Source organism: Nocardiopsis mwathae (assembly GCF_014201195.1).
Taxonomy (GTDB): domain Bacteria; phylum Actinomycetota; class Actinomycetes; order Streptosporangiales; family Streptosporangiaceae; genus Nocardiopsis_C; species Nocardiopsis_C mwathae.
In genome coordinates this window covers 625,772-648,695 of sequence record NZ_JACHDS010000001.1, presented here as the reverse complement: position 1 = coordinate 648,695, position 22,924 = coordinate 625,772, and the positions used below count along the sequence as shown (strand labels likewise).

Here is a 22,924-nt window from a genome sequence, read left to right as displayed (position 1 = left end):
GGACCGAGTCTGCCATAGTCCCGCGACGGAACACGAGCTCACCGGCCATTTGTCTCATCACGTGAGACACAATTTTCTCAATCCGGACGAATGAGGGCCGGTCGGGAAACCCCCGACCGGCCCTCGGACCGCGGCCCGCGAGGCTCAGCCGAACGTGCGGATCCACCCGTGGGTGTCCTCACGCGTGCCGAACTGCAGCGCGACCAGCTCCTCACGCAGGCGCATGGTGACCGGGCCGGGGGTGCCGTCGCCGATGGTGAACTCACCCTGGTTGCTCTTGACCGCGCCGACCGGGGTGATGACGGCGGCCGTGCCGCAGGCGAAGACCTCGGTCAGCTCACCGCTGGTCGCCGCCTCGCGCCACTCGTCGGTGGAGATCCGGCCCTCCTCGGCCGGGATGCCGACCTCGGGGGCGAGCCTGAGCAGCGAGTCGCGGGTGATGCCCGGCAGGAGCGTCCCGGTGAGGGCGGGGGTCATGACCCGGGCGTCGTCGCCCGAGCCGAAGACGAAGAACAGGTTCATCCCGCCCATCTCCTCGACCCAGCGGTGCTCCACCGCATCGAGCCAGACGCACTGGTCGCAGCCCTTCTCCACGGCCTGCGCCTGCGCCAGGAAGCTGGCCGCATAGTTGCCGGCGAACTTGGCGAAGCCGGTTCCGCCGGGAGCCGCGCGCGTGTAGTCCTCGCAGAACCACACCGTCACCGGCTTGATGCCGCCGGAGAAGTAGGGGCCCGACGGCGAGGCGATGAGCACGAACATGTAGCTGCGGGACGGGTTGTTCACCCCCAGGCCGACGTCGGTCGCGAACATGAACGGACGCAGGTACAGGCTGCTGTCCTCCTGGGTGGGGATCCACTCGGAGTCGTGCTCCAGCAACGTCTCGATGGCGCCGAGGAAGAGCTCCTCGGGCAGTTCCGGCATGGCCATCCGGGCGGCGCTGCGGTTGAACCGCGCGGCGTTGGCCTCGGGACGGAAGCCGACGACCGTGCCGTCGGGGTGCCGGTAGGCCTTCAGCCCCTCGAAGATCTCCTGCGCGTAGTGCAGCGCGGCGGTCGCCGGATCCATGGTCAGGGGGCCGTACGGCTCCAGCCGGGCGTCGTACCAGCCCTTGCCCTCGGTGTAGCGGATGGTGACCATGTGGTCGGTGAACACGTTGCCGAACCCGGGATTTTCCAGAAGCGCCGCTCTCTCCTGCGGGGTCTTCCGCTGGGTCGAGGGCTGGATCTCGAACGTCAACCCGCTTGTGGTGGTGCTGCTGTTCATCGGTGGTGTGGTCCTCTCGGGTACATCGGACCGGCAGCGGTGCCGGTCCAAGATCTAGTGTGACGGAAACGACGTGTCCGGGGCCATAACCCCGCTTATCCGCGCCAGTCGCTCACCCGGGGCCGACCCGGACAAGCCACGCAACAGCAAGCGGGCGCGCCGACAGGCGCGCCCGCTTGCGGACAAGACGGTGCGGGATTTCGGCCCCGGCCGCGCCGATGGGTGGGATCAGCAGGGCCGAGACCGGTGGGCTCAGCCCTGCTCGGCTACTCGCCGGGCCAGGTCGTCGCCGATCTGGGGAGTGGACCGCTCCCAGCCGTCCTTGGCCCGAGCCTGCAGGTCATCGGCGACGGCGTTCTCGATCTCGCGCGCGGCCGCGCCGAGCCCGAGGTGGTCGAGCATGATCGCCGCCGAGAGCACGGTGGCGGTGGGGTCGGCCTTGGCCTGGCCCGCGATGTCCGGCGCGGAGCCGTGGACCGGCTCGAACATGCTCGGGAAGGCGTTCTCGGGGTTGATGTTGCCGCTGGCCGCCAGGCCGATACCGCCGGCGACGGCCGCGCCGAGGTCGGTGATGATGTCGCCGAAGAGGTTGTCGGTGACGACGACGTCGAAGCGCTGCGGTCGGGTCACGAAGAACATGGTGGCCGCGTCCACATGGCAGTAGTCCACGGAGACCTGCGGGTACTCGGCGCCGACCTCGCGGACGACGCGCTGCCACAGCTCGCCGGCGAAGGTGAGGACGTTGTCCTTGTGCACGAGGGTGAGCTTCCTGCGGGGGCGCGCGGCGGCCTTCTCGAAGGCGTAGCGGACCACCCTCTCCACCCCGAAGCGGGTGTTGACGCTGTCCTGGGTGGCGATCTCGCCGGGCGTCCCCTTGCGCAGCACCCCGCCCATCCCGGCGTACGGGCCTTCGGTGCCCTCGCGGACGACGAGCATGTCGACGTCCTCGGGGGCGGTGTCGGCCAGAGGGCAGGTGACACCCGGGTAGAGCCGCACCGGGCGCAGGTTGACGTAGTGCGCGAAGGCGAAGCGCAGCCGCAGCAGCAGTCCGCGTTCGAGGACGCCGCTGGGCACCGATGGGTCGCCGACCGCACCGAGGAAGATGGCCTCGTGCCCGCGGAGCTCCTCCTCCACCGCGTCGGGGAGGGTCTCACCCGTGGCGTGCCAGCGCTTGGCGCCGAGCTCGTAGGTGGTGGTGTCGAAGGCGAGGTCGTGTCGGGGCGCGACGGCGGAGAGGACCTTCAGCCCCTCGGCGACGACCTCGGGGCCGATGCCGTCACCGGGGATGACGGCGAGCTTGACGGTGCGAGCAGCCATAGGGAGAGCCAGCTTCTACTTCGGCGGTGGTCGGTCTCATGCGGGTGGCGGGTGTGCGCACACCCGCCACCCACCACGAACGTCCCACATCGTGAGACGCGCGCAGTCAGCTGATGAGACAAGGGTAGCGAGCGCCCGATGCGTGTGCGCCCACTCCCCCCGATTGCGTGACCGGCGCGTTCGCACCGGCCGGCCGACTCAGTGGCCCGCGGGGCCGCCGTTGTCGCGGCGGTCCAGGGCCGTCTGGACGGCCTGCGTCGCCTCGTCCTCGGCCGGAACTTCGGTGGTGTCGTACATGGCGATCCTCTCGCTGGACGCGGGCAGGGGAGCTCCCCCTGCTCGAACACGGTGAGCTGGAAAAGGAAAAGAAGAAGACGGGCACCCGGCCCACCGCACGGTCCGCCGAGACAGCGGTGGGCCGACGGTGCGGGCACCGCACCCGGCCCGGCCATCGACGCTGAGGGCCCCGGGTCCGCCGGGGCTGCCATGGGCTCGGGAGAAAAGATCGCGCGCGCACCGGTGGGATCGCCTTACCGGTCCGGCCGCCGCCCGAAGTGGTCGCTACGTACACGGCGGCCTGCCGCGCGGGGCCGCTGCGGCGTCGTCGCCGCCGGGCCCGCAACTCTTAGGACGACAGACTATCGGATGCCCGACTAATCGGCCAGCGAATCGGCATCCCCGGCTGCTCCGGCGGTCACCCTGCGCAGCCCCTCCCCCGCCGACACCGTGCGCCCCGACCACTTCCCGAGCAACGCCAGCACCCGAATGCGCGGTTTCGGCCGACCCGATCAGGGCCGACCCACGCCGCGCGCCGCGATTCCACCGCCCGGTTGCGGGCCTTTCGCCCCGCTTTCACGCCGCGGCCGCACCAACGAATCCACACCGCCTGTACACGGGCGTTTCCCGTGCGCGACCGACCGGGAATCCCCAGGAGGCAGCATGGGCCCGGGTTCACCGACCCCCAGGTACGCACACAAGGAGTGACCGTGACCTCGATTCCGATCCCCCGTCCCCCCAGAAGACCGAGGTGGACGGCCGCCGCGGTCGCGGCGACCGCCACCGCCCTCACCGCCGGACTCGTCGCCGTCCCCGCCCAGGCCGCGGCCGCCGACGACGGCCTCCCCCACGCCCCGCCGACGACCTCACTGGGTCCGGCGGACACCCGCGCGCCCACCGGCATCAGCCCCGCCGGGTGCGTGGGCAAGACCCACGACCCGCATCGGTCCTCCCATGTCCGGGGAACCGTCAACGTCGTCGCCGACACCCGCTGCCGCTCCTCGGTCCCCTCGGTGGGTGTGTCGACCGTGCTCCACCGCTCGCGCTGGTACGGCTGGCAGAAGCGCGGCGAGAGCGGGCTGAAGACCGAGCGCTCCAGCAGATCCGTCGAGGCGAACGCAGGGTCCCCGCGGTGCGTCGGCGATACCCACGACTGGCTCGGCTCCTCCTATCACGAGAGCGTGGAGGACGGGACGACGTATGTGGGCCGGACCTCCAAGCGCCGCAACAACATCACCTGCTGATCCCGAACCGCATCGGGAGAGAGTGATCCGCCGCCGCCGATCGGGAAGGAAGACGCCATGAGCCTGCTCCGCCCGATCGCGGCGGCGGCCACGGCCGCCGCTCTGCTCACCGCATGCGACACCGGACCCGCGGTCCCCCCGTCGACGGAAGAACCCGGTAGCGGCGAGGAGGACGCCCGCATCGAGGCCGTCCCGCCCCCGGAGGACATCCCCCGCGCCTGGTGGGAGGGCGGATCCGGCGGGGAACGCGTGCCGGGTGAGCGGGTCTACTCCTCCTGGTTCGTCGACGGCGAACTCCGGGAGGCGGCCGCCGACGGCGTCGCGGACGATGTCGAGGCCCCGGCCGCAGACCGGGTCGAGATCGAACTGGCCACTCCGGTCGCGCCGATCCGGGTCGACCTGTTCCTCTACGACACGCTCGGCGCGGACGGTACGCCCACCGGGGTGGTCGCCGAGTACACGTGCGCCCCGGCGACGGCCGACCCTGACGACGGCCGGCCGCCGGCGGCCGGCCCCGGCCCGGACGGGAGCAAGGAGGGCGACAGGGAACGCGGTAAGGGAACCGGATCGGACTGCTCCTACCGCTCCGGGGACAGCGTCGCGGTCTCCGCCGACCTGCCGCCGGAGACGCGCGTCGTCATCGTCAACGCCGGGTGGTACGTCCCCAGCGAGGAGCGGGAGGCCGGCGGGGACCCCTCGCCCGAGGTGTCGGCGTCGTGGGCGTTCGTCGTGGAGGAGGGGTAGGGGGACATGACCGCTCCGGGGGACGGCCGGGACGGCATCGCCGCCGCACTGCTCGCCATGGCAGCGGCCGACCAGCGCCATCGCAACCTCACCGTGGTCCTGCGCAGCGAACTGCCGCCCGGACTCGACGGCCCACCCGCGCAGCGGCCGCTCGCCGCCGAGGGCGCGGGGCGCGGGCCCCGTGTCCGCCGCCCGCTCCACCCGCTCCTGGACCGCATCCTCGGCACGGCGCCGCCCCGGCGCGAGCCGCACCCGCCCGCCGACGGCGGCGGCCGCGCGATCCTCACCGCCCGTCTTCGTCTGCGCAAACCCGACCGGTGGCGCTACGAGGAGATCGACGGGGGCGGGGTGCCGTGGCTGACCCACGGCTGCGACGGCACCGGCCGGTGGTCGCTCATCGACGGTGAGCTCCGCACCTGGCGGCCGTCGCCCCGTGCTGCGGTGACCGAACTGGACGGAACCGACTGGCGGCAGATCCCCAACCGCGCGCTGCGCGAAGTCCTCGACCCGCCGCTGGCCCTGGCCGCCCTGGCGCTGCGGATGGACACGGCCGAGCGGGCCGATGCCGCCCTGCGGCTCACCGCCGCCCCGCACTCGCTGGACATCGTCGCCTCGGCCCTGGCCGCCCCGGACGCCCGGCACTGCCTGCTCGACGTCGCCGACAGCGGCATCCTCACGGCGTTCCGCAACCTGCGCGCCGACGGCTCGCCGTCGGCCACCCACGAGGTCACCGCCCTCGACCTCGACGCCGACCACGACCCCGCACTCTTCTCCGCAACCCGTTGATCTCGGGGGTATCGACCTAATTCCGGCGAGAATTAGGTCGATACCCCCGAGATCAACGGAGGAGGGGACGGGAAGCCGCCTTCCGGACACCTTTCGGCCCCGGCCAGCGGTTCCGGTCGCACCGCAGCCCCCGATCCGGGCGCCCCAACCCGCACGTACCCGGACCCACCACGCGGGAGAACGCAATCCCACTTCATTCTGCGTTGATCTCGGAGATATCGGGGTCTCAGGGGCGATTTTCACCCCGATATCCCCGAGATCAACGAAAGCGGGGGGCTAGTCCAGGTCCACCTGGCGGGTGGTCTCCGCCTGGATCTCGGTGGAGATCGCGTCGAGGGTGGCGTCGGGGATCGCCGAGTCGACGGTCAGCGTGATGAGCGCCTTCCCGCCCTCCTCGTCCCGGCTGACCTGCATGCCCGCGATGTTCACCTGGGCGTCGCCGAGCAGCGCGCCGACCGTGCCGACGATGCCGGGGCGGTCGTCGTAGGCGAAGAACGCCATGTGCGCGCTGAGCGGGATCTCCATGGTGTACTCGTCGATCTCGACGAGCTTCTCGGTCTGCCGGGGGCCGGTCAGGGTTCCGCCCACATTGATGCGCTGCCCGTCGGACATGATCCCGCACACGCGGATCAGGTTCCGCCAGTCGGAGTGGTCGTCGCTGGTCACCAGGTTGACCTCGACGCCGCGTTCCTTGGCCAAGAGCGGGGCGTTGACGAAGGTGACCGGGTCCTCCACGACGTCACCGAAGACGCCCTTGAGGGCGGCGAGCTCGATCACCTTGACGTCGTGCGCCGCGATCTCGCCGCGTACCTCGACGTCGATGCGCTCGGGGATTCCGCCGGCGATGGAGGTGAAGATGCGGCCGAGCTTCTCGGTCAGCGGCAGCCCCGGCTTGAGCTCCTCGGCCACCGCGCCGCCCTGCACGTTGACGGCGTCCGGAACGAAGTCGCCGGACAGTGCGAGCTTCACCGAGCGCGCAACCTGGGTTCCGGCCTTCTCCTGGGCCTCGGCGGTGCTGGCGCCGAGGTGCGGGGCGACCACCACGTTCTCGAACTCGAACAGCGGGCTGTCGGTGCAGGGCTCCTTGGCGAACACGTCGATGCCGGCTCCGGCGACCCTGCCCTCCTTCAGGGCGCGGTACAGCGCGCCCTCGTCCAGGATCCCGCCGCGCGCCGCGTTGATGATCCGCACGCTCGGCTTGACCTTGTGCAGCGCCTCGTCGCCGATCAGGCCGAGGGTGTCCTTGTTCTTGGGCAGGTGGATGGTGAGGAAGTCGCTCTGCGCCAGCACCTCGTCCAGGCTCATCATCTCCACGCCGATCTGAGCGGCACGGGACGGCTGCACGAAGGGGTCGTAGGCGATCAGCTTCATTCCGAAGGCGGAGAGCCGCTGGGCGACGAGCGTCCCGATGCGGCCCAGGCCGACGATGCCCAGGGTCTTGTCGTAGAGCTCGACACCCGTGTACTTGGATCGCTTCCACTCGCCCTTGACCAGGGCGCTGTGCGCCGGGGCGGTGTTGCGGGAGCAGGCCAGCAGCAGGTTCACCGCCTGCTCGGCCGCGCTGACGATGTTGGAGGTCGGCGCGTTGACGACGAGCACACCGGCCTTCGTGGCGGCGTCGACGTCGACGTTGTCCAGGCCGACGCCGGCGCGCGCCACCACCTTGAGCTTGGGGGCGGCGGCCAGCGCCTCGGCGTCCACCCGGGTCGCGCTGCGCACGATCAGGGCGTCGACGTCGGCGAGGGCGGGCAGGAGCTCGGACCGGTCGGCGCCGTTGGTGTGGCGGACCTCGAAATCCCCCTCCAACAGAGCGATTCCAGCGGGTGAGAGTTCTTCCGCGACGAGAACGGAGGGCTTGGGCACAGCTTGATCCTTTTAGTGGGTTGCGACGGGGCCGCACGGTCGCGGCCTTGGGCGAACTCCGCGCCTTGGCGAGGCGGGCCGCATGGCCGGGAAAAAGTCTAGTCCGCTGGTGGGGAACCCGGCATGCACGGGTGGCCCTACGGCACGGATCCGTTGTGTCGAACCGGCATGTGAATCCGTTTCGGCACGCCTGAAGCCCCGGGAGCGACGAATCGCTCCCGGGGCCCACTCGTCGGGGGCGTGCCGCAGGCCGCTACCCCTTGAGCCAGCTCATGAGCGGGCGCAGCTCGGCACCCACCTTCTCGATCTGCTCGCCCTGCTCGGCCTCGCGGCGCTTGGTGAAGGTCGGCTGCCCGGCGTCGAACTCCGCCATGAGCTCCTTGGCGTAGCTGCCGTCCTGGATCTCCCCGAGGATCTTGCGCATCTCCTCGCGGGTCTGCTCGGTGATGACGCGCGGGCCGCGGGTGTAGCCGCCGTACTCGGCGTTGTCCGACACCGACCAGTTCATCTTGGAGATGCCGCCCTCGTACATGAGGTCCACGATGAGCTTCAGCTCGTGCAGGCACTCGAAGTAGGCGATCTCCGGCTGGTACCCGGCCTCGACCAGCGTGGCGAATCCGGCCTTGACCAGTTCCTCGGCACCGCCGCACAGCACGGCCTGCTCACCGAAGAGGTCGGTCTCGGTCTCCTCCTTGAAGGTGGTCTTCAGCGCGCCGGCGCGGGTGCCGCCGATCGCCTTGGCCCACGACAGGGCAAGGTCCCAGGCCTGGCCGCTGGCGTCCTTCTCGACGGCGACGAGGCACGGCACCCCCCGCCCCGCCTCGAACTGTCGGCGGACCAGGTGGCCGGGGCCCTTCGGGGCGACCATGGCCACGTCCACGCCCTCCGGGGGGGTGATCAGGCCGTAGCGGATGCTGAAGCCGTGCCCGAAGAAGAGCGCGTCGCCCTCCTGCAGGTTGGGGGCGATCTCGGCCGCGTACAGGTCGCGGTGGATGTGGTCGGGGACCAGGATCATGATCACGTTGGCCTCGCGCGCGGCCTCGGCCGGCGTGACGACGCGCAGGCCCTGCTCCTCGGCCTTGGCCCGGCTCTTGGACCCCTCGGGCAACCCGATGCGGACGTCCGCGCCGGAGTCCCGCAGCGACAGCGCGTGCGCGTGCCCCTGGCTGCCGTATCCGATCACGGCGATTCGGCGGCCCTGGATGACGCTCAGGTCGGCGCTGTCGTCGTAGTACATCTCTGCTGCCACTTCGGCGTGCTCCTTGTATTCGATGCTTCGCTGTCGGCCCGGTCGGCCCGGTCGGCCCGTGGCGGCCGACGTGAACGGGTGGTGCGGCCCTCGCCGCGGCGGCTCAGCGGTTCACGCGCTGCGCTCGACGGGACGCAGGGACCGGTCGGTGATCGACCGCGGCCCGCGCCCGAGGGCGACCAGTCCGGACTTGACCAGTTCCTTGATGCCGAACGGCTCTAGATTGCGGATCAGCGCTTCGAGCTTCTCGGGCTTTCCGGTGGCCTCGATGACGACCACGTCCGGGCTCACATCGACGATGGAGGCGCGGAACATCTCGGCCGTCTGGATGACCTGCGCACGGCTGGCGGCGTCGGCCTTGACCTTCGCCAGCAGGAGTTCCCTGCGCACGGAGGCGTCGTTGTCCATCTCGACGATCTTGATGACGTTGACCAGCTTGTTGAGCTGCTTGGTCACCTGCTCCAAGGGGTGGCGGTCGCAGTTGACCACGATCGTCATCCGGGACATTCCCTCGTATTCGGTGGTACTGACACTGAGGGAGTGGATGTTGAACCCGCGGCGGGAGAACAGCGCCGAGGCGCGGGTGAGGATACCCGGCGTGTCTTCCACGAGGACGGAGAGCGTGTGCTGGCTCATGGGAGGTGTCCTTCTGCCCTTTCCTATTCCTCGTCGGCTTCCCAGTCCGGCGCGATGTCGCGCGCGTACTGGATCTTGTCGTTGCTGACACCCGGGCCGACCATCGGCCAGACCATCGCGTCGTGGTTGACGATGAAGTCGATGACGACCGGGGCGTCGTCGACGGACATCGCCTTCTCGATGGTGGCGTCGATGTCCTCGGCGCGCTCGCAGCGGAGTCCGACACAACCGTACGCGTCCGCGAGCTTGACGAAGTCGGGAACCCGGACCTTCTCCCGCTCCTTGGGCGAGGTGCTCAGGTCAGTGTTGGAGTAGCGCCCGTCGTAGAACAGCGTCTGCCACTGGCGGACCATGCCCAGGTTGCCGTTGTTGATGACCGCCACCTTGATCGGGATGCCCTCGATCGCGCAGGTGGCGAGCTCCTGGTTGGTCATCTGGAAGCAGCCGTCGCCGTCGATCGCCCAGACCGTCCGGTCCGGGTCACCGGCCTTGGCGCCCAGCGCCGCCGGGACGGAGAAGCCCATCGTGCCGAGACCGCCGGAGTTCATGAACGACCCCGAGTGCTCGTAATGGATGAACTGCGCGGCCCACATCTGGTGCTGGCCGACCCCGGCGACGTAGGCGGCCTCGGGGCCGACGATCTCGCCCAGACGCCGGATGACCTTCTGCGGGGCCAGGCTGCCGTCGTCGGGCTCCTCGAAGCCCAGCGGGTAGGCCGAGCGCAGCCGACCCAGCTGGTCCCACCAGGCGGTGTAGTCGCCGTGCTTGCCGTTGGTCTGGTTGTTGCGGACCGCGACCACCAGGTCGGCGATGACCTCGCGGCAGTCGCCGACGATCGGGACGTCGGCGTGCCGGTTCTTGGAGATCTCCGCCGGGTCGATGTCGGCGTGCACGATCTTGGCGTCCGGGGCGAAGGTGTCCAGCTTGCCGGTGACGCGGTCGTCGAAGCGGGCACCCAGCGCGATGATCAGGTCCGACTTCTGCAGGGCGCCGACCGCGGCGACCGTGCCGTGCATTCCGGGCATGCCCACGTGCTGCGGGTGGGTGTCGGGGAAGACCCCGCGGGCCATGAGCGTGGTGACGACCGGCAGGCCGGTCAGCTCGGCCAGCACCCGCAGTTCCTGGGCGGCCCCGGCGCGCACGACGCCGCCGCCGACGTACAGGACCGGGCGGCGCGCCTCGGCGATCATCCGCGCGGCCTCGCGGACCTGCTTGCCGTGCGGCTTGGTGACCGGGCGGTACCCGGGCAGGTCCAGGCGCTGCGGCCAGGAGAAGGCGGTCGCGGACTGCAGGGCGTCCTTGGCGATGTCCACCAGGACCGGCCCGGGGCGGCCGGTGTTGGCGATGTGGAAGGCCTCGGCGATGGTGCGGGGGATGTCGGCGGCCTCGCGCACCAGGAAGTTGTGCTTGGTGATCGGCATGGTGATGCCGCAGATGTCGGCTTCCTGGAAGGCGTCGGTGCCGATCGCCTGGCCGGGGACCTGGCCGGTGATGGCGACCATCGGCACCGAGTCCATGTGGGCGTCGGCGAGGGGGGTGACCAGGTTGGTCGCGCCGGGTCCGCTGGTCGCCATGCAGACGCCGGGGCGGCCGGTGGCGTAGGCGTAGCCCTCCGCGGCGTGACCGGCTCCCTGCTCGTGCCGCATGAGGATGTGCCGGACCTTGGTGGAGTCGTAGAGGGGGTCATAGGCGGGGAGGATGGCCCCGCCGGGGATCCCGAAGACCACGTCCACGCCGACGTGTTCCAGCGACCTGATGAGCGATCGGGCTCCGGTCATCTGCTCGGTCATCACAAGATCCTTTGGAGAGGGCGGGTGGGTGGTCGAATGTGCCTGGCAACAAAAAACCCCTCACCGCCGAGATGCGGTTGAGGGGAGCGCGCAGCGAATGACCTGGTCAGCTGGCTGCGCGCCGACCAAGTACGAGAATGAGGAAGTTGCTTTGCACGCTGTCAACGATGGCCGAGGACACACAGCTCCGTCAACCGAAACACGTTTTTGTCTCATCATGTGGGATGTGATGCTCACCATACGACTGCGTAGTGGACACACCGGAACACCGGTCACGGTCCTCGGCCATCCCGTGCCTGGCGCATCGGTCGGCGGGGCGTTCCACTGCACCGACGGGTCGGTCCCGACGAACGCCCATCGCGGGAGATCGGCGAAGAGCGACCCCGTTCAAAGAGCCACCCCGGCCCCGCCGCCCACCAGGGCCTCGACGCCGTCGGCCACCATGGGACGGGCCACGAGGAAGCCCTGGCCGTGGCCGCAGCCCATGGAGCGGAGCTGTTCCAGCTGATCAGGGCGTTCGATGCCCTCGGCGACGACCTGCATGCCCAAGTCCTGCCCCAGCCGGATGATGGTGTGGGTCAGCAGCGTGACCGTACCGTCCTCACCCAGATCGCGAATGAACGACGGATCGATCTTGATGGCGTCGACCCGCAGCTCGCGCAGGTGCGCCAGGGACGCGTAGCCCATCCCGAAGTCGTCGATGGCCAGCCGGACCCCGAGGCGCCGCAGCTCGGAGAGGCGCTCCACCGCCTCGCCCGGGTTCTCCAGCAGAACCTCCTCGTCGACCTCCAGGGTCAGCACGCGGCCCGGCAGGCCGCTCTCCTCCAGCACACCGGCCACCGTCTCCACGAAGCGCGGCGACAGGATCTGCTTCACCGACAGGTTCACCGACAGCCCGATGTCCCAGTCCGAGGCACGCCACATGGCGACCCGGTCGCAGGCCTCGCGCAGGATCCACTCCCCCAGCGGGACGATCAGCCCCGACTCCTCCGCCGGGCCGATGAACTCCTCCGGTTGCACCAGCTCCTCGCCGCGCCGCCACCGCACCAGCGCCTCCACCGCGGTGACCTGGGATGTGTCCAGGTCCACGACCGGCTGGAACTCCAGGGCGAACGACCGGTCGGCCAGCGCCTGGCGCAGCTCGGTCTGCAGCTCCAGCCGACCCACCACCTTGGCGTGCATGTGCGCCGCGTAGATCTCCAGGCGCCCGCCGCCGCCCTGCTCCTTGGCACGGGCCATGGCCATGTCGGCGTTGCGCAGCAGTTCCCCGCTGTCCATCCCCTGCGCGGCGAACGCCACCCCGGCGCTCGCCGTCAGCACGACCTCCTGGTCGGCCACCTGGAACGGCTCGGCGCTGATGACCCGCACCAGCCGCTCGGCCAGGTCGACCACCTGCTGGGCGTGCGCCCCCTCCTCGATGAGCACGGAGAACTCGTCGCCGCCCCAGCGCGCCAGTGTCACCCCGGCCCGCGTGGTCGCGCGCAGCCGCCGCGCCGCCTGGGCGAGCAGGTAGTCGCCGAAGGTGTGCCCCGCCGAATCGTTGACCGCCGTGAACCCGTCGAGGTCGAGGAAGATCGCGGCGACCTCGTCGGTCGCCCCGAAGGCCAGGTCGCGCCGCGTGAACACCTCGCGGGCCCGCTCCTCCAAGTAGGCGCGGTTGGGCAGACCGGTGATGCCGTCGTGGAAGGTCAGGTGGTTGACCTGATCCTCCAGCGCCACCTGGGCGCTGATGTCGCGCGTGGTCACCAGCAGGCGGTCGGGCTCGCCGGGCTGCTCGTACAGCGACGCCGTGGACTCGGTGTGCCGCCAGGTGCCGTCGCCCGCCAGCACCCGGGCCCGCAGGTGGATGCCCTCGTTGGCACCGCGCTTGAACGCCGACATCGCCGCTCCCACCCGGGGCAGGTCCTCAGGGTGGATGAGGCGGGTGACCGGCTCGGTGAGGATGTCGTCCAGCCGGTAGCCGAACGCCTCGGCGGCCCCCGGGCTGACGTAGAAGATCCGGGCGTCGTACTCCAGGATGAGGATGACGTCGCCGCTGTTGCGGGCCAGCTCGTGGAAGTGCCGCTCGCGCGTGTGCACGATACGGGTGAGCGTGACGTTCTCCTCCAGCAGACCGCTCGCCCGCACCAGCAGCACCAGCACGGCCGACCCCGCCGCCAGCGGGAGCACCGGCGCCACACCCTCCAGCCGCAGCGCGCCCGCGGTGAGCACGAGCGTGGCGACGAAGACCGCGAGCCCCGCGGCGATCTCCGGTGCGAACCGGTAGAGGCCGCGGCCGGTGATCCTGCGCGGTGTCGCCCCGGCCCGCTCCCGGATCAGCCACGGCAGGCCGCCCAGCAGCGCGAAGCCCAGCAGCCGCACCGGGTACTCGATCCCCCCGGCCAGCGGCTCGCCGGTCAGCCGGGTGATCGTGCCGATGAGGTCGGCGCCGCAGATGATGACGAACGCGCCGATCGCGATCAGCACGGCCCGCCGTGTGCTGTGCGGCGAGGTGAACACCAGCGGCGCCAGCAGGCACAGCACCGCGATGTCGGCGATCGGATAGACGAGGGCGAACGCCAGGAACCCGGCGCCCTGGCCGAGCTCGTGGTAGAGCGGGGCGAACAGCAGCAGCCACACCACCGAGAACAGGGCGGCGGCGCACACATAGCTGTCGGTGAAGTGCCGCATCGAAGGGCGGATACCGCGCGGCAGCGGGGCGAAGCGGGTGAAACCGATGACGAACAGCGGCAGCGCGAACAGCGCGAACAGGTCGCCGAACGTCAGCGAGAACGCCAGGCTGGGAGTGATCAGTCCGGTCACCGCATAGGTGACGGCCCCGGCACACCAGGCGAGCGCGGAGAACCCGAGGAAGCGCAGCGCCCCGACGCCGTCGGCGCCGTCGGCGTTGGCCTCGGAGTCCGCCGCGCCGCGCGCGCGCGTGCGCGCCGCGTACAGCAGCGAGGCGGCGGCCAGTCCCGCGGTGACGGCGGTCGGCCAGGTGCCGAGCCACGTGGTCAGCGAGACCCCGCCGCCGACGTCGACGAGCGTGCCGAGCGCGTAGAGAAGGGACAGCGCCAGGATGCCCCCGAGCCAGAGGCGTGTGTCGCTCTTCATCGCGGTACCTGGGCGGGCGCGGACACAGAGCGGGCGCAGAAGGCGGCGCGTCCCACCGCGACGGCCGTGATCATGGGCACCTTCCGATCATGGGAGTCGACGAGGGCGGGCCCTGCAGGAAAAGCTTGCGGTGTCGGCGAAGGCACCCCCTCGCCGGCTCCCAAGGTCCGTGTGGCCTGGCGCCCCCATCGGGCGGTCCGGCGGACCCGGAGGCGCTGCTGCCGGGGAGGAGTCTCCTGTGCGACGATCTTGCGTCCGCGATCACACGCCCGCTCGGCCGCCTCGGCCGGTGACCCGCTCCCGCGGATTATCCGTTCCATCCGTCCGTGCTCTGCCGCGACCAGGCTAATCAGCCAATGTCACGCGGAGATAGAGAGTGAGCCACAGACACGGCGACAAGTCGCTCACTGTGTGTGATGGGAGCGACCTGCCGCCGCGGCGCCGGTCACGCGGCGCCGAGCTTCTCCAGGATGAGCTGGCGGGCGCGGCCGGCGTCGGCCTGTCCGCGCGTCGCCTTCATCACCGCGCCGACCAGCGCGCCGGCCGCCGCGACCTTGCCACCGCGGATCTTCTCGGCGACGTCGGGGTTGTCGGCGATCGCCTGGTCGACGGCGGCGCCCAGCGCGGAGTCGTCGCTGACGACCTTAAGTCCGCGGGCCTCGACGACGGCGTCCGGCTCGCCCTCGCCCTTCAGGACACCCTCGATGACCTGGCGGGCCAGCTTGTTGGTGAGCGTTCCCTCTGCGACCAGCTCGACGACCCGGGCGACCTGCGCCGGGGTGATGGGCAGCGCGGACAGCTCGACCTCGGTCTCGGTGGCGCGGCGGGAGAGCTCGTTCAGCCACCACTTGCGAGCGTCGGCGGACGACGCACCGGCGTCCACGGTCGCCGCGACGAGGTCGATGGCGTCGGCGTTGACGAGGTCGCGCAGCTCCTCGTCGGACAGGCTCCACTCGGCCTTGATGCGGGCGCGCTTGGCCGCCGGAAGCTCGGGCAGGGTGGTGCGCAGCTCCTCGATCCACTCGGCGCTCGGCGCGACCGGCACCAGGTCGGGGTCGGGGAAGTAGCGGTAGTCCTGGGCCTCTTCCTTGCTGCGGCCTGAGACGGTCGTGCCGCTGTGCTCCTGAAAGTGCCGGGTCTCCTGCACGACGCGCTGCCCGGCCTCCAGCACCCCGGCCTGGCGCTCGATCTCGTAGCGGACGGCGCGCTCGACGGAGCGCAGCGAGTTGACGTTCTTGGTCTCACTGCGGATGCCCCACTCGGTGCCGCCGCGCGGCATCAGCGAGACGTTGACGTCACAGCGCAGCGACCCCTCCTCCATCCGCACGTCGGAGATGCCCAGCGCGCGGGCGAGGTCGCGCAGCTCGCTGACGTAGGCGCGGGCCACCAGCGGGGCCAGCTCGCCGGTGTGCTCGATCGGCTTGGTGACGATCTCCAGCAGCGGGATGCCGGCGCGGTTGTAGTCGACGATGGAGTAGTCGGCGCCGTGGATGCGGCCGGTGGCGCCACCGACGTGCGACGTCTTGCCGGTGTCCTCCTCCATGTGCACGCGCTCGATCTCGACCCGGATCTCCTTGGGCCCGTCGGGCGTGTCGACCGTGACGTCGAGGTGCCCGTCGACGCAGATCGGCTCGTCGTACTGGGAGATCTGGTAGTTCTTCGGCATGTCCGGGTAGAAGTAGTTCTTCCGGGCGAACCGGCCCCACGGGGCGATCGAGCAGTTCAGCGCGAGACCGAGGCGGATCGCGCTCTCCACGGCCTTGGCGTTGACCACCGGAAGCGAACCGGGCAGCGCCAGGCAGACCGGGCACACCTGGGTGTTGGGCTCGGCCCCGAAGGTGGTGGAGCACGAGCAGAACATCTTCGAGGCGGTCCCCAGCTCGATGTGCGTCTCCAGGCCGAGTACCGGCTCGTAGGAGCGCAAGGCGTCGTCGTAGGCCACCGGCGCAGGACCGCCGTTGGTGCCAAGGCCGCTCGTTACCGCGCCAACCATCGCCGCACTACCCGTTTCCGTCTTTCCAAGCGCCCCGCTGCGCGCCGTCCCCCGCCGGTGGAGGGACTCTGCCGACAATGTCCGTGTCCGAGTCCGAGTCTCGTGCCAGGGGCCCGGCCCCACCCCCGTTACACCGGCCGCCGACGGGGACACCACGAAGCCTACCGATGCTCCGGGCCGCGCCAGGCACGAACTCGGCCCGATCCCCGCCGTGAGCTGCGCCATGCCTGGTCGGCGGCCTTCCGTCGGCCCGGGTCACGGCCCGCGCACGATTCGGCGACTCATCAGCGCTTTCCGGGGAATCGGGAGGAGCCCGGCGGCTATCTTTGGACCGCACAACGATCTCCCGCCCTCCTGCCCGCCTCGTTCCTGCCTGCCACGGCCCCAGGAGCCCGCCCGTCAGGGAGCCAGTCACGCATGCGCGAAATCCTGCGGTGCTGCGTCGCGGTGCTGAGCGCCGTACTCGCCCTGTCCCTCGGCGCCGCCCCGACCGCCGCCGCCGACGGCATCGCCAGGGTCGACCGCGAACCCGTCGCCGGGGAGACGATCCGGCTGTCCGACGGAACCGACGTCGAGACCTTCCTGTACCACCTGCGGGTGGACGGCACCACCTCGCTGCCCGCCTACTGCGCCGATATCAGCAGCAGCGTGGACCGCACCGCGGCCTACACCGAGTCCTCCTGGGCGACGGACCCCGCCGGGCGCGGCATCGACGCCGGACCGGTCGCCTGGATCGCGCAGAACTCCTACCCGGAGGTGGACCTGGAGCGGCTGCGGGCGGACAGCGGGATCGCGCGGCTGAGCCGACGCCAGGCGATCGCCGGAACCCAGGCCGCGATCTGGCGCTATACCAACGACATCGAACTGGGGACCGCGCTGACGCTGGGCGACCAGAGATCGGCGGCGGTGCGCGCGCTCTACGACTACCTGGTCGAGCGGGCGGAGGACGGCGACGCAGCGCCGATCGCCCCGTCGCTGGCGATGACGCCCGACCGGATCGACGGCGCCGACCCTGCCGTCCCGCTCGGCCCGCTGCGGGTGCGGACCTCCGGAGAGTCGCCGGTGGCGGTCGCGGTGAAGGGGGCACGCTCGGCGGCCCTCACCGACGGGGCGGGGACCCGGCTCAGCGAGGTGCCCGACGGCGGGGAGTTCTTCGTCGAGGTCGACCCGGCGGCGCCGGAGGGCATCGCGACCGTCTACGCGCGCGCCGAGAACGCCCTGCTGGCGCCGGGCGGGCTGTTCACCGGAAAGGACGGAGTGCGGACCCAGCCCCTGGTCACGGCGGGTTCCGGCAGATCCACCCGAAGCGTCTCGGCCAAGGTGCACTGGCGGCGCGCCGACGACGTCGACGAAGCGGCCGAGACCCCGCCGGCGACCGGCGGAACGCCGTCCGCCGCACCGGGTTCGGCGGACGGCGTTCCCCCCGCGCCCTCACCGTCGGCCGCCCGATCGCCCACGGGCTCGCCCGGCACCGTCGTCGTCGCCGACGACCGCCGCCCCACCGAGGACCTGGGCCTGACCGGCAACTGGGCCGAGTCGCTGGTCCTGGGCGGGCTGGTGCTGCTGGCCGCCGGAGCGGTTGTGATGTATCTGGCTCGCCACCGGCGCCGGAGATAGGCGGGGCGGGACGGATCCCCGGTGTTTCCGCAGGTCATTACGGACACCACAGGACCGAAATAGTCCTGACCGTTTCCAGGTCGACCGAGACGACCCCTGTCCGGAATGAGAAGTCTGCCCCCTTCCGACCTGGGAGATCCCCAAGATGTACCGCCCAAGGTGCTACAAATAAGGGCGGATCGCCCTGGATTCGCGTCTTTTTTCCGCTGACTGTTGGAAGGCCGGAAACGGGTCGCTAGTATCAGGCGGTGCGGTCTTGAAAGCTCGCCGCCGCGGTCCCGCGACCCTCACCGTGCCAGCGGCGAAGTCAGAACGCGCCCCCAGGGCGTCCGACGTACATCCATCGAGTGGCCGGAACACCGCACCTGACGCACCGGGCCCGCACCGCCGTTCGACGGCACGCGCAACCCGGTCCCGACGGCCACACATTGTCATCCGCGTCAGACAGTGCCGGATGACCCCATCCGGTTCCCCTAGTTCTCACCGGGACACAACTTGATCGACACGATTACTCCCCACAGCCCCCACCGCCGCGGTCGTGCCCTGACCACGGTCGCCGCGACCGCCACCGCCGCGCTCCTCGCGTTCGGCGTCGCCGCCTCTCCCGCGCTGGCCAACGCCGCGCGCGGCACCTACGTCGGCAACGCGGTCAACGGCCCGAACCTCTACTTCGAGGGTTCCCACCAGAGCATCCGCCCGAGCCTGTTCAACCTGAAGCTCGACGGCGGCGAGACGCTGCAGACCTACTGCATCGACTACGAGACGCAGATCATCGGCGGGGCCAAGTACGAAGAGGACGACTGGGCCAACTACCCGGGCAAGGGCGACTTCGCCGACCCGGCCAAGGTCCACTGGATCCTGCAGAACTCGTTCCCGACCGTCGACGTCCAGGCCGTCGCCGAGAAGAGCGGTGTCGCCGGGCTGACCCAGGCGCAGGCGGTCGCCGGTACCCAGGCCGCCATCTGGCACTTCAGCAACGACACCAAGCTCGACAAGAACAACCGCAGGAACGACGCCAAGGCCATCGCGCTCTACGAGTACCTCGTGGAGAACGCCGCGGCCATCGAGCAGCCCCAGCCGTCGCTGACCATCACCCCGAAGTCCGCCGAGGGCAAGGCCGGCGAGACCATCGGCGAGTTCAAGCTGGAGACCAGCGCCGAGTCGGTGGCGCTCGACCTCACCGCCCCGGAGGGCGTCGAGCTGGTCGACCTGGAGACCGGCAAGAAGGTCGACAGCGTCGGCAACGGCGGCTCCTTCGGCGTCAAGGTGCCCGAGGACGCCGACCCGGGCGAGGCCAAGGTCTCCGCGTCCACCACGACCGAGATGAAGGCCGGTCGCCTGTTCAAGGGCATCGAGGGCCAGAAGGCCACGCAGACCCTCATCACCGCCAAGTCCAGCAAGATCTCCGTCTCCGACGAGGTCGACGTGAAGTGGGCCAAGGCCGACCAGCCGAAGCCCAGCCCGGAGCCGAGCGAGGAGCCGGACGAGAAGCCGTCGCCGACCCCGGACAAGCCCACCGAGCCGGGCGACAAGGAGAGCCCCGCTCCGAAGCCGGAGGACAAGGAGACCCCCGCGCCCAAGCCGGATGACAGCAAGCCCTCGCTGCCGGTGACCGGCGCCGCGCTGGCCGGTCTGGTCGCCGCCGGTGTCGCCGCCCTCGGTGCCGGTGGTGGCGCGATGTACCTGAGCCGCAAGCGCCGCAGCGCCGCCGACGAGTCCGCCGAGTAAGAGGCGCGGATTCCGCCGCAGAGCTGCTCCGCTGAGAGCACCTGACGCCCGCCGCCGTGGCATCCCCACGGCGGCGGGCGTTCGCCGTTCCACCCGCCGTGGCGCCGCTTCCCCCGAGATCTACGCGGAGAAGCCGGCGGGCCGGGCCCCCGAGGGGTCCCGGCCCGTGTGGTGTCAGACGCCGCGGTTCCGGCTCCTAGTGTCCTGATTGGTTAGTTCGTTTGTTGATTTGTTGGCAGTAGAAGGCAAGGCTGTCGAGGATCTCCTCGGCGGTCTTGGTCCACACATATGGGCGGGGGTCCTCGTTCCAGGACGCGGCCCAGGCGCGGATGTCCTTTTCCAGGGCTTGGACGCTGCGGTGGGTGCCGCGGCGGATCAGCCGCTCGGTGATCTCGGCGAACCAGCGTTCGACCAGGTTCAGCCAGGACGAGCCGGTCGGGATGAAGTGGAGGTGGAACCGGGGGTGGCGCAGCAGCCACCTGCGGATCTCGGGTGTCTTGTGCGTTGCGTAGTTGTCCAGGACCAGGTGTACCTGCAGCTCGGCAGGGACCTCGCGGTCGATCTTGGCCAGGAACTTCTTGAACTCCGTGGCGCGGTGCCGGCGGTGGATGGAGGTGATCACCCGGCCGGTGGCGGTGTCCAGGGCTGCGAACAGGCTGGTCACTCCCGCGCGCACATAGTCATGGGTCGCGCGCTCGGGTGTGCCGGGCATCATCGGCAGGACCGGCTGGGTGCGGTTGAGGGCCTGGATCTGGGATTTCTCGTCCACGCACAGCGCGACCGCCCGTTCGGGAGGGTCCAGGTACAGGCCGACCACGTCGCGGACCTTGTCGATGAAGAACGGGTCGGTGGAGAGCTTGAACGACTCGGTGCGGTGGGGTTGCAGGCCGAAGGCGTTCCAGATCCGCCAGACCGCGTTCTGGGTGAGGCCGGTGTGCTTGGCCATGGAGCGTGTGGACCAGTGGGTGCCGTGGGCGGGCCTGGTCTCCAGGGTCGCGGCCACGACCGCCTCGACCTGGGCGTCGGTGACGGTGCGCGGCCGGCCCGGCCGTGGTTCGTCGGTCAGGCCCTCCAAGCGGTGCTCGGCGAAGCGCTGCCGCCACTTGGTCACCGTGGGCGCCGACACCCCCAGCTCGCGCCGCACTTGGGCGTTGGACATGCCCTGGGCGCAGGCGAGCACGATCCGCGCCCGCAGGGCCAGGTCCTGGGCGGTCTTGCGGCGTCTGACCCACCGCTGGAGCTCGGTGCGCTCGTCCTCGGACAGGTCCAGCGGTGGCGGTTTCGGTCCGGGAAGACTCATCCCACAACCATAAACGAACTAACCAATCAGGACACTAGGGCGTGTTTGGCGGATGCTTTCCGGTGAGCGAGCGGCCGTCCGGGGCGGCGCTCGCAAGCCGCTTCACGAAGTCAATCCAGGTCGGCTTCACGAGTGGAGCGGCGCAGCGAGCGTCGTTCCGGTGGCCGCGAGCCGGGAATGATCCGTCAAACACGCTCTAGGGCGCATACGGGCTGGAGTCGAGCAGGTCGGCACCGTTCTTGCTCCGCAGCGCGGCCTCGAACGCCGCACCCACCCTGTAGGTGCGGTCGTCGGCCAGCGCCGGCGCCATGATCTGCAGGCCGACCGGCAGGCCGTCCTCGGGGGCCAGCCCGCACGGCACCGACAGCGCGGCGTTGCCCGCCAGGTTGGTCGGGATCGTGCACAGGTCGGCCAGGTACATCGCCATGGGGTCGTCGGCGCGCTCGCCCAGCGGGAACGCCGTGGTCGGCGCCGTCGGCGAGACCAGCACGTCGACGTCCTGGAACGCCGCGTCGAAGTCGCGCTTGATGAGCGTGCGCACCTGCTGTGCCGAGCCGTAGTAGGCGTCGTAGTACCCGCTGGACAGCGCGTAGGTGCCCAGGATGATACGGCGCTTGACCTCCGGGCCGAAGCCCTGCGCCCGGGTCAGCGACATGACGTCCTCGGCGCTGCGCGTGCCGTCGTCGTCGACCCGCAGGCCGTAGCGCATGGCGTCGAAGCGCGCCAGGTTCGAGGAGCACTCGCTCGGCGCGATCAGGTAGTAGGCGGCCAGCGCGGTGTCGAAGCTCGGGCAGGAGACCTCGACGACCTTGGCGCCCAGGGACTCCAGCAGCTCCACGGCCTCCTGGAAGCGCTGCAGCACGCCCGGCTGGTAGCCGTCGCCCGCGAACTCCTTGACGACGCCGATGCGCATGCCCTCCACGTCGGCCCGCCTGGCCGCCTCGACGACCGCCGGCACCGGGGCGTCGATGGAGGTGGAGTCGTGCGGGTCGTGCCCGGAGAACGCCTCGTGCAGCAGGGCCGCGTCCAGCACGTTGCGCGCGAACGGGCCGGGAGTGTCCAGCGAGGAGGCGAACGCGATCAACCCGTAGCGGGAGGAGCCGCCGTAGGTCGGCTTGGCCCCGACCAGACCGCAGACCGCGGCCGGCTGGCGGATCGATCCGCCGGTGTCGGTACCGGTGGCCAGCGGCGCCTCGAACGCGGCCACGGCCGCCGAGGAACCGCCGGAGGAACCGCCGGGGATCCGGGACAGGTCCCACGGGTTGCGGGTCACGCCGTAGGCGGAGTTCTCCGTGGAGGACCCCATGGCGAACTCGTCCATGTTGGTCTTGCCGAGGATGACCATCCCGGCTTCGCGCAGCCGCGCGGTGACGGTGGCGTCGTAGGGCGGGCGCCACCCCTCAAGGATCTTGGACGCGGCGGTCGTCGGCATGTCGACCGTGGTGAACACGTCCTTGTGCGCGACGGGCACACCGGCCAGCGGGCCGAGCTCCGCGCCCGCGGCCAGCCGCGTGTCGACCGAGCGGGCCTGGGCCAGTGCGGTCTCGCGGTCGATGTGCAGGAAGGCGGAGATGTCGCCGTCGACCTCGGCCGCCCGGTCCAGGAAGGCCTCGGTGACCTGGACGGCGGAGTAGGTGCCGGCCTTCACGGCGGCCCCGATCTCGGCCGCGCTCAGCCGGATGATCCCGGCGCGCTCCTCTGCGCTGCTCACTCTTCCTCCCCCAGGATCTGCGGAACGCGGAAGCGCTGGTCCTCCACCGCGGGCGCACCCGCGAGCGCCTCCTCGGGGCTGAGCCCCTGGTGGACCTCGTCGGGGCGGTACACGTTGGTCAGCGGCAGGGCGTGGGAGGTCGGCGGGATGTCGCCGGTGGCGACCTCCTGCACCTTGGCCACAGCCGAGATGATGACATCCAGCTGGGCGGCGAGCTGGTCGAGCTCGTCCTCCTGCAGCGCGAGCCGCGACAACCGGGCGAGGTGAGCGACCTCATCGCGGGTGATGGCGGACATGAATTCTCATACCGT

Annotated in this window: 15 protein-coding genes and 1 pseudogene; 5 read left to right on the top strand and 11 right to left on the bottom strand. The window is 70.7% G+C overall.

Going from position 1 to position 22,924, the window contains the following annotated elements; genetic code table 11:
* Positions 1–144 precede the first annotated feature (144 nt).
* Together HNR23_RS02460 and HNR23_RS02455 are read right to left on the bottom strand one after the other, a co-directional pair.
* On the bottom strand, positions 145–1,263 hold the full coding sequence (locus HNR23_RS02460) for a branched-chain amino acid aminotransferase (RefSeq protein ID WP_184073070.1): 1,119 nt from the start codon (positions 1,261–1,263) through the stop codon (positions 145–147).
* Between the two features lie 252 nt (positions 1,264–1,515).
* Positions 1,516–2,580, bottom strand: coding sequence for a 3-isopropylmalate dehydrogenase (locus HNR23_RS02455; protein WP_184073068.1), 1,065 nt, complete (start codon positions 2,578–2,580; stop codon positions 1,516–1,518).
* A gap of 986 nt (positions 2,581–3,566) precedes the next feature.
* Here HNR23_RS02455 and HNR23_RS02450 point away from each other — a divergent pair.
* Genes HNR23_RS02450 through HNR23_RS02440 form a run of 3 tightly spaced genes read left to right on the top strand, consistent with a single transcriptional unit; the run spans position 3,567 to position 5,630 of the window.
* Positions 3,567–4,100, top strand: a complete 534-nt coding sequence (locus HNR23_RS02450; RefSeq protein ID WP_184073066.1) for a hypothetical protein — start codon at positions 3,567–3,569, stop codon at positions 4,098–4,100.
* A 57-nt stretch (positions 4,101–4,157) separates the two neighbouring features.
* On the top strand, positions 4,158–4,844 hold the full coding sequence (locus HNR23_RS02445; RefSeq protein WP_184073064.1) for a hypothetical protein: 687 nt from the start codon (positions 4,158–4,160) through the stop codon (positions 4,842–4,844).
* Between the two features lie 6 nt (positions 4,845–4,850).
* Positions 4,851–5,630: a hypothetical protein gene (locus HNR23_RS02440; RefSeq protein WP_184073062.1), complete on the top strand. Its 780-nt coding sequence runs from the start codon at positions 4,851–4,853 to the stop codon at positions 5,628–5,630.
* 276 nt (positions 5,631–5,906) lie between these two features.
* Here HNR23_RS02440 and serA read toward each other — a convergent pair whose 3' ends face one another.
* The 6 genes and pseudogenes from serA to gatB form a co-directional block, all read right to left on the bottom strand.
* Entirely contained in the window at positions 5,907–7,493 is a 1,587-nt protein-coding gene (gene serA, locus HNR23_RS02435; RefSeq protein WP_184073060.1) for a phosphoglycerate dehydrogenase, read from the bottom strand.
* 253 nt (positions 7,494–7,746) lie between these two features.
* A complete protein-coding gene (gene ilvC, locus HNR23_RS02430) occupies positions 7,747–8,742 on the bottom strand; it encodes a ketol-acid reductoisomerase (RefSeq protein ID WP_184073058.1) in 996 nt (331 codons plus the stop codon).
* 111 nt (positions 8,743–8,853) lie between these two features.
* Positions 8,854–9,378, bottom strand: coding sequence for an acetolactate synthase small subunit (gene ilvN, locus HNR23_RS02425; protein WP_184073056.1), 525 nt, complete (start codon positions 9,376–9,378; stop codon positions 8,854–8,856).
* Between the two features lie 23 nt (positions 9,379–9,401).
* Positions 9,402–11,192, bottom strand: a pseudogene (locus HNR23_RS02420) (acetolactate synthase large subunit); the annotation flags it as partial.
* Positions 11,193–11,555: 363 nt separating this feature from the next.
* On the bottom strand, positions 11,556–14,264 hold the full coding sequence (locus HNR23_RS02415) for a putative bifunctional diguanylate cyclase/phosphodiesterase (protein ID WP_184073052.1): 2,709 nt from the start codon (positions 14,262–14,264) through the stop codon (positions 11,556–11,558).
* A gap of 445 nt (positions 14,265–14,709) precedes the next feature.
* Complete coding sequence (gatB, locus tag HNR23_RS02410) at positions 14,710–16,206, bottom strand: Asp-tRNA(Asn)/Glu-tRNA(Gln) amidotransferase subunit GatB (RefSeq protein ID WP_184079756.1); 1,497 nt, start codon at positions 16,204–16,206, stop codon at positions 14,710–14,712.
* A gap of 468 nt (positions 16,207–16,674) precedes the next feature.
* Between gatB and HNR23_RS02405 the strand changes: the two genes are divergently transcribed.
* A complete protein-coding gene (locus HNR23_RS02405) occupies positions 16,675–17,874 on the top strand; it encodes a thioester domain-containing protein (RefSeq protein ID WP_184073050.1) in 1,200 nt (399 codons plus the stop codon).
* 495 nt (positions 17,875–18,369) lie between these two features.
* Entirely contained in the window at positions 18,370–19,602 is a 1,233-nt protein-coding gene (locus HNR23_RS02400; protein ID WP_184073048.1) for a Cys-Gln thioester bond-forming surface protein, read from the top strand.
* A gap of 196 nt (positions 19,603–19,798) precedes the next feature.
* Here HNR23_RS02400 and HNR23_RS02395 read toward each other — a convergent pair whose 3' ends face one another.
* The 3 genes from HNR23_RS02395 to gatC all read right to left on the bottom strand — a co-directional run bounded on the left by HNR23_RS02395 (position 19,799) and on the right by gatC (position 22,909).
* The gene (locus tag HNR23_RS02395) at positions 19,799–20,902 is read right to left on the bottom strand and encodes an IS630 family transposase (RefSeq protein ID WP_184072741.1); all 1,104 of its coding nucleotides are present in this window, start codon (positions 20,900–20,902) and stop codon (positions 19,799–19,801) included.
* A gap of 196 nt (positions 20,903–21,098) precedes the next feature.
* Positions 21,099–22,613, bottom strand: a complete 1,515-nt coding sequence (gene gatA / locus HNR23_RS02390) for an Asp-tRNA(Asn)/Glu-tRNA(Gln) amidotransferase subunit GatA (RefSeq protein WP_184073046.1) — start codon at positions 22,611–22,613, stop codon at positions 21,099–21,101.
* Positions 22,610–22,909, bottom strand: a complete 300-nt coding sequence (gene gatC, locus HNR23_RS02385; RefSeq protein WP_184073044.1) for an Asp-tRNA(Asn)/Glu-tRNA(Gln) amidotransferase subunit GatC — start codon at positions 22,907–22,909, stop codon at positions 22,610–22,612. Before gatC ends, gatA begins: the two co-directional genes overlap by 4 nt.
* Positions 22,910–22,924: the final 15 nt, after the last annotated feature.